Genomic DNA, 6,786 nt, shown 5'->3' on the forward strand with positions numbered 1-6,786 from the left:
CTAGGGCTTGAGCACCACCTTGATGCAGCCGTCATGCTTCTCCCGGAACGTCTTGTAGAGTTCCGGCCCGTGCGACAGCGGCTCGGTGTGCGTGATGACGAAGGACGGATCGATCTGGCCGTCCTGGATGCGGCGCAGGAGGTCGTCGGTCCAGCGGTTGACATGGGTCTGGCCCATGCGGAAGGTCAGCCCCTTGTTCATGGCGGCGCCGAACGGGATCTTGTCCAGCAGCCCGCCATAGACGCCGGGGATGGAGACGGTGCCGGCCGGGCGGCAGGCATAGATCGCCTCGCGCAGCACATGCGGCCGGTCGGTGCCCAGCATCACGGCCTGCTTGGCGCGGTCGATCATGGAATCGACCGGCCGGCCGGCATGGGCCTCCAGCCCGACCGCGTCGATGCACTTCTCCGGCCCGCGGCCCCGGGTCAGCTCGCGCAGCCGGTCCAGTACGCTCTCCTCGGCGAAATCGATCGTCTCGGCGCCGGCGGCCCGGGCCATCGACAGCCGCTCCGGCACGTTGTCGATCGCGATCACCCGCTCGGCCCCGAGCAGCAGCGCGGCGCGGATCGCGAACTGGCCGACCGGCCCGCAGCCCCAGACCGCCACGGTGTCGGTCGGCTCGATGTCGCATTGCGCCGCCGCCTGCCAGCCGGTGGGGAAGATGTCGCCGAGGAATAGCACCTGCTCGTCGGTCAGCCCGTCCGGGATCGTCACCGGCGCGACATCGGCATAGGGCACGCGGACATATTCCGCCTGGCCGCCGGGATAGCCGCCGGTCAGGTGGGTGTAGCCGAACAGGCCGGCGGTGGTGTGGCCGAACATTTTGGCCGCCATCTCGGCGTTGCGGTTGCTCCGCTCGCAGACCGAGAAGTTGCCGCGCCGGCACTGCTCGCATTCGCCGCAGCAGATGGTGAAGGGCACCACCACCCGGTCGCCGACCTTCAGCTTCCGGTTCTCCACCCCGACCTCGACCACCTCGCCCATGAACTCGTGGCCCATGATGTCGCCGGATTTCATGCCGGGCATGAAGTCGTCATAGAGGTGCAGGTCGGAGCCGCAGATGGCGCAGCTGGTCACCTTGATGATCGCGTCCCGCGGATGCTCGATCCCGGGATCGGGCACGGTGTCCCAGCGGATATCCGCCTTGCCATGCCAGCACAGGGCCTTCATGCCTCGGCCTCCTCGTGATGCGCCCCTTAGGGAAGCCGGCGGTCCGGGTCAGCAGCCCCCGGGGCCGGCAGCCGAAGGTCAATGGGTCCGGCTGGCCCGGCCGGAGTGTCCGTTCTTCTTGCCGCGGGTCTTTCCGCCCGAGGCGGGCGTGTCGTCCGAAGGGTCCCAGGACATCGGGCGCGGGACATCGCCATAGCCCGTCCACGGATCTCCCGGCTCGCCCTCGGCTGCCGCGATCTCCTCGCTCCGCTGCCGGCTCAACGCCTTCTCGACATCGCCGCCATCGGTGTCAGCCTCGACGTCGCGATCGCCATGCAGGGATTCGCCCTGGGTCAGCCCGACATTGGCGATCGGGTCGGAGATGTAGAGCCAGTCGCGGCCGAACGGCGCCTGGGCGCCCTCGTTCCACGGGCCGCGCTGGTCCTCGCCCTGCGACATGTTGTAGGCGGTCGCGACATGGCGCGGATCGCCCTGCAGGATCCCGGGCGGATAGTTCGGCTGGATCGTTTCCAGCGCCGCCTCGAACTGCCGGAAATGCGTGATCTCGCGGGTCATCAGGAACCGCAGCGTCTCGCGCACATAGGGGTCGTCGGTGAACTTCAGCAGGTATTCGTAGACGATCTTGGCGCGGGATTCGGCAGCGATGTTGGAGCGGAGGTCGACCGTCAGGTCGCCATTGGCGTTGACATAGGCGCCGCTCCAGGGGTTGCCCTGGCTGTCCTCCAGCAGCGGGCCGCCGCCGCTGAGGACGGCGAAATGCGGCATCGCCAGGGCTTCATGGATCAGCCCGTCCCGCACCGCCCTGCCGCCTTCGGACAGGCTCGGCAGCCCGGTGACGTCGAGCGCGTCCTTGAGCTCGCCGTTCACGCCCTTGAGCAGCATGGTGATGGTGGCGCCGACGATCTCCAGATGCGACAGCTCCTCGGTCGCGATGTCCATCAGCAGGTCGTATTTGTCGGGATACGGCTTCCGCGCCGCATGGGCCTGGACGAAGTACTGCATCGCCGCCTTGAGCTCGCCATTGCCGCCGCCGAACTGCTCCAGCAGCAGCCTGGCGAAGCGCGGATCGGGCTCGGAGACCCGCGCATTGAACTGCAGCTGCTTGATATGAATGAACATGGACCACCTTTCTGGAGGAAGGGTGAAGGTGACGCTCAGCGCTTCGCCGTGGCGCCGGCCTCGGAGCGGCTGAGATACTCCTGGGTCAGGGTCGGCATCTGCTCCCAGATCCAGTCGCCCATCTCCTCCTCCTCGGCCTGGATGCGCTCGCAGGTCTCGGCAATGCCGGGCTCGCCCGCATCGCGGGCGGCTGCCGCCAGCATGCGGTAGCTGCCGGCCTCGAACTGCTCGAAGGCGTAGCTGCCGAGGGCGTGCTTCAGCACCTCGTCCTCGCTCATCGAATGGAACATGCCCTGGATGTTGGCGATGGTCTTCTGGGCCAGGACCTTCAGGTCGGACGGATCGGCGCCGAGCTTCGCCAGGCAATCCTCCACGTCCTGCCGCTGGCGCTGGGTTTGCTGCAGATGCTCCTGCACCTTCGCCCGGGCCTGGGGATAGGTCTCGAGCCGGCTGATCTGGGTCTCCAGCAGGGAGACGGCCTGGCTTTCCATGGCATAGGCGTCGCGCAGCCAATGCGTCAGATGTTCTTTCGGGTCGGTCATCGGGATCTCCTGTTCCACCGCGCGGGAGCGCCGTGCTGCTCCGGTGCGCACTGAAGGCTCAACAGGCCTGTGGCGCCGCCCGTTCGAAGACCCGAAGAAAAATCTGAGACCAGCAGAATGAAGCGAAGCGGAAGTCAAACAGAGGAAACTGCAATACGGATGCCGCTGTTGGTCCAGAATGCCGAGACATACGAGCATCGATCGACCAATCCGCGCTTCATCCCGGCGAGGATGAGGTGCTGGAGACAATCGACGCCCCGGCGGTGATCAGCCTCATCCTCGGTCTCCTGGTGCTGCTGTCGGCATGGCTGCCGATGGTGGTCAACCGGCTGCCGCTGTCGCTGCCGATCATCGCGGTCGGCATCGGCTTCGCCGCGCCGCAAGGCACCTGGATGACACGCGCCTCCGCATTCCTGCTCCAGCCGCGCGTGCTGGAGCACATGGCGGAGTTCGTGATCCTGATCGCGCTGATGGGGGCCGGGCTGCGGGTCGAGCGCCCGTTCGGCTGGCGGAGGTGGCAGGCGACGGTCCGCCTGCTCGGCATCGCCATGCCGCTCACCATCGCCGCGATGGCGGCGCTGTGCTGGGCTACCCTGGGCCTGGGTTGGGCGGCAGCCCTGCTGGTCGCGGCGGCGCTGGCGCCGACCGACCCGGTCCTGGCCTGCGATGTGCAGGTCGGCCCGCCCGGGGAGGAGGAAGGTGGCGAGGTGCGCTTCGCCCTGACCTCGGAGGCGGGGCTGAACGATGGCTTCGCCTTCCCCTTCATCGTGCTGGCGATGGCGCTCGCGACCGCACCGTTCGGAACCGTCTGGCCCCATTGGCTGGCCGTCGACGTGGCCTGGAGGGTCGGCTGCGGCGCGGCGATCGGTTATGCCGCCGGCCGCGTCTTCGGCTGGCTGACCTTCCGGCTTCCGCGCCTGAAGCTGTCGCGCACCGGCGACGGCCTCGTCGCGGTCGGCGTCACCCTGATCTCCTACGGCCTGACCGAACTGACGGCCGGCTATGGCTTCGTCGCCGTCTTCATCGCCGCGGTGACCCTGCGGGCGACTGATCGCAGCAGCGACTTCCACGGCGCGATGGCCGAGTTCTCCGAGCAGATCGAGCGTGTCCTGATGGTCCTCGTGCTGCTGGTGTTCGGCGTGGCCGTCGGCACCGGGGCGCTCGACCGGCTCGGCTGGCCGGAGGCGCTGGCGGGCGCCGCCCTGCTGCTGGTCATCCGCCCGGTCTGCGGCTGGGCCAGCCTGATCGGCACGCCCCTGCCGCCCGCGGCGCGCGGCCTGATGGCCTTCTTCGGCATCCGCGGGCTGGGCACCTTCTACTACATGGCCTATGCACTCGGGCGGGCGGACTTTCCGGACGCCGGCCGCCTCTGGGCCATCACCTCCTTCACCGTGCTGGCCTCGATCCTGCTGCATGGAGTGGCCTCGACACCGCTCATGGCCTGGGCGGACCGGCGCCGCCGCGCCCATGGCACCGCGGGGACTGTCGGAAAATCATGACCAGGCATGAAATGGCCGGCGCACGGGACGTCGGCCCTTCGGAACCGCCCTTCGACACGAACCATTGGCCCGGTAGCACGACCATCACCAGGAGGCCCCCATGGCGACGCAGCAGCACGGCGGAAAGAGCGAGGCTCACGAGACGCGGGACCACGACACGATCCGGCGCTGGGCGGAAGAGCGGAAGGCCGTTCCCGCCACCGTCCGCGGCACCGCCCGGGGTGACGACGAGGCCGGCATCCTGCGCTTCGACTTCGTCGGCGACGGCCAGAAGCGGGAGGAGGCGCTGGAAGAGATCTCCTGGGACGAGTTCTTCGAGAAGTTCGACGAGGCCAAGCTCACCTTCCTGTACCAGGACCGCACCGCCGACGGGCATGTCAGCCGCTTCAACAAATTCGTCCGACACTGATCCCGGATGCCGGTATGACGGACCCGGCGCTCGCGGTCCTGCTCTGGTTCATCCTGCCGCTGTGGTTCGTCGCCGGCTTCGCCGACTGGCTGTGCCACCGCGCGACGAAGATCGAGGCGACGGCAGGGGCGAAGGAGTCCCTGATCCACCTGCTGATGTTTGCCGAGATGGCGGTGCCCCTGCTGGCCGCCCTGTTCCTCGAGATCAACGCCCTGATCATCGCGCTGATGATCGTCGCCTTCTTCGCGCATGAGGCGACGGCGCTGTGGGATGTCAGCTATGCCGTCACCCGGCGCGAGGTCACGCCGTTCGAGCAGCATGTCCACAGCTTCCTGGAGCTGCTGCCGCTGATGGCCGCAGCCTTCGTCGCCGTTCTGCACTGGCCGCAATTCCTGGCGCTGTTCGGGGCGGGGCCGGAGCCGGCGCGCTTCGACCTGACCTGGAAGCGGGAGCCGCTGCCGGTGGCGTATATCGCCGCCGTCCTGGCCGCGGCGCTGCTGTTCGAGCTGCTGCCCTATCTCGAGGAGCTGTGGCGCGGGCTGCGGGCCGCCCGGGGCCGTCTGGTCCCGGGCGGATCCGAGATCCGGCGGCGGCCCTGACATGAGAGCCGTTCCGCCGGAATGCAATCCGGCCACGGCCCGTTGACCCTGAGGCCGGCGACACGCCGGCCGCGATCTCTCTCGAAAAGGTGGTCCGGCAATGCCCGACGACGGCGGCCGCATATCCTCGGATCCCGCGGCCGAACCCGCCGGTCAGCCGCCCCGGCAGGGCGCGCTCCGGGTGCTCGGCCTGGGGCTGATCACCGGGGCCGCCGACGACGACCCCTCCGCCATCGGCACCTATGCCAGCGCCGGCGCCGCGCTCGGCCCCTCCTTCCTGTGGACCGCCCCGGCGACGCTGCCGATGATGTTCGCGGTGGTCTACCTGTCCGCCAAGCTCGGGCAGGTATCCGGCCGCGGCCTGTTCCATGTCATCCGCGACCACTTCCCGCGCTGGGTGCTGGTCCCGGCGCTGATCGGCGTGCTGATCGGCAACACCATCGAGGCCGCGGCCGATCTCGGCGGCATGGCGGCGGCGATCGGCCTGCTGCTGCCGGTCCCGTTCGCGGCGATCGTGGTCGCGGTCACCGCCGCGATCCTGGCGCTGCAGGTCTGGGGCTCCTATGCGCTGATCCGCAACGTCTTCCGCTGGCTGGCCCTCGCCCTTCTCGCCTATGTCGGCGCCGCGGTGCTGGCCAGGCCGAACCTGACGGCGACCATCGTCGGCACGCTGGTGCCGCGGATCCGGTTCGACGCCGAGTTCCTGTCCATGCTGGTCGCCGTGATCGGCACCACCCTCTCCGCCTATCTCTACACCTGGCAATCCAACGAGGAGGTCGAGGAGGAGATCCAGATGGGCCGGCGCACCCTGGCGCAGCGCCGGGGCGCGACCGACGCCGAGCTGCGCCGGACCCGTACCGACGTGCTGGCCGGCATGATCTTCTCGAACCTCATCATGTACTTCATCATCCTGTCGACCGGATCGACGCTGCACGCCGCCGGGCAGACCGAGATCAGCAGCGCGGCCCAGGCGGCGGAGGCGCTGCGCCCGCTGGCCGGCGACGCGGCCGGCATCCTGTTCGCCGCCGGCGTGATCGGCGTCGGCTTCCTGGCGGTGCCGGTGATGACCACGGGCGCCGCCTACGACTTGGCCCAGACCCTCGGCTGGAAGCACAGCCTGCACGCCCGCCCGTCGGAGGCGAAGGCGTTCTACCTGGCCATCGCCGGCTTCACCCTGGTGGCGATGGGGCTGAACTTCCTCGGCTTCAACCCGATGAAAGCGCTGGTCTGGTCCGGCATCGTCCAAGGCTTCTCGACGCCGCCTCTGATGCTGCTGATCATGCTGATGACCGGCAGCCGCCGGATCATGGGCGACCAGGTGAACAGCCCGGTGGTCGCCCTGCTGGGCTGGGCCACGACCGCGATCATCTTCGCCGCCAGCGCCGGGCTGGTGGCGACCTGGTTCCTCTGAGGCCCGTCATGCTCGTTTATGGCGACGCGGTGCGGGT

General features: G+C 68.9%; 7 protein-coding genes. 4 read left to right on the forward strand and 3 right to left on the reverse strand.

From position 1 onward, the window contains the following. From P409_RS22200 to P409_RS22210, 3 genes are all read right to left on the reverse strand, one after another. Window positions 1-1,170, reverse strand: coding sequence for a zinc-dependent alcohol dehydrogenase (locus P409_RS22200; RefSeq protein WP_034843792.1), 1,170 nt, complete (start codon window positions 1,168-1,170; stop codon window positions 1-3). Window positions 1,171-1,248: 78 nt separating this feature from the next. Next, window positions 1,249-2,289, reverse strand: a complete 1,041-nt coding sequence (locus P409_RS22205; protein WP_081991703.1) for a manganese catalase family protein — start codon at window positions 2,287-2,289, stop codon at window positions 1,249-1,251. Between the two features lie 35 nt (window positions 2,290-2,324). After that, window positions 2,325-2,831, reverse strand: coding sequence for a ferritin-like domain-containing protein (locus P409_RS22210; RefSeq protein ID WP_034843793.1), 507 nt, complete (start codon window positions 2,829-2,831; stop codon window positions 2,325-2,327). Window positions 2,832-3,067: 236 nt separating this feature from the next. Between P409_RS22210 and P409_RS22215 the strand changes: the two genes are divergently transcribed. The 4 genes from P409_RS22215 (at window position 3,068) to P409_RS22230 (ending at window position 6,749) form a co-directional block, all read left to right on the forward strand. Further along, complete coding sequence (locus P409_RS22215) at window positions 3,068-4,330, forward strand: cation:proton antiporter (RefSeq protein ID WP_202964762.1); 1,263 nt, start codon at window positions 3,068-3,070, stop codon at window positions 4,328-4,330. A 100-nt stretch (window positions 4,331-4,430) separates the two neighbouring features. Then, window positions 4,431-4,739: a hypothetical protein gene (locus P409_RS22220; RefSeq protein ID WP_034843794.1), complete on the forward strand. Its 309-nt coding sequence runs from the start codon at window positions 4,431-4,433 to the stop codon at window positions 4,737-4,739. A 14-nt stretch (window positions 4,740-4,753) separates the two neighbouring features. After that, window positions 4,754-5,338 carry a hypothetical protein gene (locus P409_RS22225; protein WP_034843796.1) on the forward strand — a complete coding sequence of 195 codons (585 nt, stop codon included), beginning with the start codon at window positions 4,754-4,756 and terminating at the stop codon, window positions 5,336-5,338. A gap of 100 nt (window positions 5,339-5,438) precedes the next feature. Then, complete coding sequence (locus tag P409_RS22230) at window positions 5,439-6,749, forward strand: NRAMP family divalent metal transporter (protein WP_052121162.1); 1,311 nt, start codon at window positions 5,439-5,441, stop codon at window positions 6,747-6,749. The last annotated feature ends 37 nt before the right edge of the window (window positions 6,750-6,786 follow it).

The organism is Inquilinus limosus MP06, assembly GCF_000767795.1.
In the GTDB taxonomy this organism is placed as follows: domain Bacteria; phylum Pseudomonadota; class Alphaproteobacteria; order DSM-16000; family Inquilinaceae; genus Inquilinus; species Inquilinus limosus_E.

Coding starts and splice junctions, on each gene's coding strand:
- P409_RS22200 (WP_034843792.1), bottom strand. CDS start 1,170: ATGAAGGCCCTGTGCTGGCATGGCAAGGCGGATATCCGCTGGGACACC.
- P409_RS22205 (WP_081991703.1), bottom strand. CDS start 2,289: ATGTTCATTCATATCAAGCAGCTGCAGTTCAATGCGCGGGTCTCCGAG.
- P409_RS22210 (WP_034843793.1), bottom strand. CDS start 2,831: ATGACCGACCCGAAAGAACATCTGACGCATTGGCTGCGCGACGCCTAT.
- P409_RS22220 (WP_034843794.1), top strand. CDS start 4,431: ATGGCGACGCAGCAGCACGGCGGAAAGAGCGAGGCTCACGAGACGCGG.
- P409_RS22225 (WP_034843796.1), top strand. CDS start 4,754: ATGACGGACCCGGCGCTCGCGGTCCTGCTCTGGTTCATCCTGCCGCTG.
- P409_RS22230 (WP_052121162.1), top strand. CDS start 5,439: ATGCCCGACGACGGCGGCCGCATATCCTCGGATCCCGCGGCCGAACCC.